The sequence below is a fragment of the Nonomuraea sp. NPDC049695 genome, from assembly GCF_040674955.1.
Classification (GTDB): domain Bacteria; phylum Actinomycetota; class Actinomycetes; order Streptosporangiales; family Streptosporangiaceae; genus Nonomuraea; species Nonomuraea helvata.
Window position 1 is genome coordinate 1 of sequence record NZ_JBFANV010000218.1, and the last position, 1,902, is coordinate 1,902.

At 72.3% G+C, this 1,902-nt stretch carries 1 protein-coding gene and 1 pseudogene; both read left to right on the forward strand.

Annotated elements, in window-relative coordinates; all coding sequences use genetic code 11:
- Window positions 1-972, forward strand: a pseudogene (locus tag AB0J64_RS57130) (HSP90 family protein); the annotation flags it as partial.
- Window positions 972-1,902: hypothetical protein (locus tag AB0J64_RS57135; protein WP_364047193.1), on the forward strand; the 931-nt coding region annotated here is incomplete at its 3' end. The pseudogene AB0J64_RS57130 and the gene AB0J64_RS57135, both read left to right, overlap by 1 nt.

The following is a 1,902-nucleotide window of genomic DNA, read 5'->3' on the forward strand; positions in this document are numbered from 1 at the left end:
GCCGATGGTGTCGACACGCTGCTGCCGGAGTGGGCGTTCTTCGTCCGGTGCGTGGTGGACACCGGCGAGTTGCGTCCGACCGCGAGCCGCGAGGCGCTGTACGAGGACGAGCTGCTCGCCGACACGCGGGCAGAGCTCGGCGCGCAGGTGCGTGACTGGCTCGTGCGCCTGGCCGCGACCGATCCCGCGCGGCTGCGGCAGTTCCTGATGATCCATCACCTTGGTGTCAAGGCGCTGGCGCTGCACGACGTGGAGATGCTGCGGGTGGTGGACCGCTGGTGGCCGATGGAGACGGACGCCGGGCCGATGACCCTCGCCGAGTTCCGGCGGCGGCACCCGGTCATACGCCACACGGCGACCTCCGATGAGTTCCGCGCGCTGGCGGCGGTCGCCGCCGCGCAGAACCTCGGCCTGGTCAACGGCGGCTACGCGTACGACATCGAGATCATGCGGCGGCTGCCGCTGCTGGACCCGTCGATCACCGTCCGCGGCCTGGATCCCGCCGAGCTGGCCACCCGGTTCGAGCCGCTGGACCCGGTGCTGGAGGCTCGGTTACGGCCGTTCCTGGCGGTCGCCGCCGACACCCTCCGGAATCTGGGCTGCGCCGTCGTGCCGCGCTGTTTCGACCCGCCGGTCCTGCCCGCGCTGTATCTGCGGAGCCGGGCCGCCGCGCAGGCGGAGGAGATGCGGGAGGCCCGGTCGGCGGCGGGTGATCTGTGGTCGGGGGTGCTGGGTGCCGTGGATGCCACCGAGGCTGCGGACGTGCCGCAATTCATCCTCAACCTGCGCAATCCCGTGGTGCGGCGGCTCGCCGAGGCGCCCGACCCGGCGCTGGCCTCACTCGGTGTCCAAGCCCTGTACGGGCAGGCCCTGCTGGCGGGCCACCATCCGCTCCGCCCTGAGGACAGCGCGGTGCTCAATCGTTCCTTCCTGTCGCTGCTGGACTGGGCGATGGGCGGGGGAGGCGCCTGATGAGCCGGAGCGAGCCCGAGGTGGCCGCGCTGCTGGAGCAGGCGAGGCGGATGCCGGACGGCGAGGCCCGGGCCGCGCTGCTGGAGGACGTGGTGCGGCACGCCGACGCGGGCGGCCTGCACAGGCTGGCCTTCGCCGCGCGCCGCAGCCTGGCCAACGCGTACAGCGTCGGCGGTCAGTGGGACAAGGCGTTCCCGCTGTTCTCTCGTTGCCTGAGCGAGTACGACGCCCGCCAGGGCGAGTTCGGACCGGAAGAGGACTGGACGCTGCGCGGCTGGTACGCCAACATCGCCCAGTCGATGGCCGAATTCCCCGAGCTCGGCCTGGACCAGATCAGCGGCGCCTTCGAGGACATGGAGCGCCGGTTCCGCGCCGGCGGGCACAACCTGCGGCAGGTGTACGACGGCCGCCGGTGGGTGGCCCAGCTCATCGGCGACTGGCCTGAGGAGGAGCGCTGCTACCGGCAATGGAAGGCGGCCGGCGGGTTCGATCCCGACTCGGTGTGGAGTTTCGAAGCCGAGGTCGAGCGGCTGGTCCTGCGCGGTGATGACGCGTCCGTCGCGCGGGCGCTGGACCTCGCCGGGCCGGTGCTCGCGGGCCAGGTCGTTTTCCACGAGCCGCCCGCCCCGATCCAGTGCCTGATGCTGCTGCCGCTGGCCCGCGCCGGTCGCTCGCAGGAGGCGGCGCGGGCATTCCGCCGGGCGCGCCGGGAGATGGAGCAGGGCGTCTACCGGTACGAGTACAAGGCCATGCTGATCGAGTTCTGCGCCCTGACCGGTAATGAGGAGACCGGGCTGTCGGTGTTGCGGGAGCTTCTGGCCTTCTCCACGCGGCTGAGGCGTCCGAACGGCACGATGGAGTTCGCCACCGCCGCAGCGGTCCTGCTGAGGCGGCTGCTCGCGGACGGCCGGGGCGGTGAGACCGTCCAGG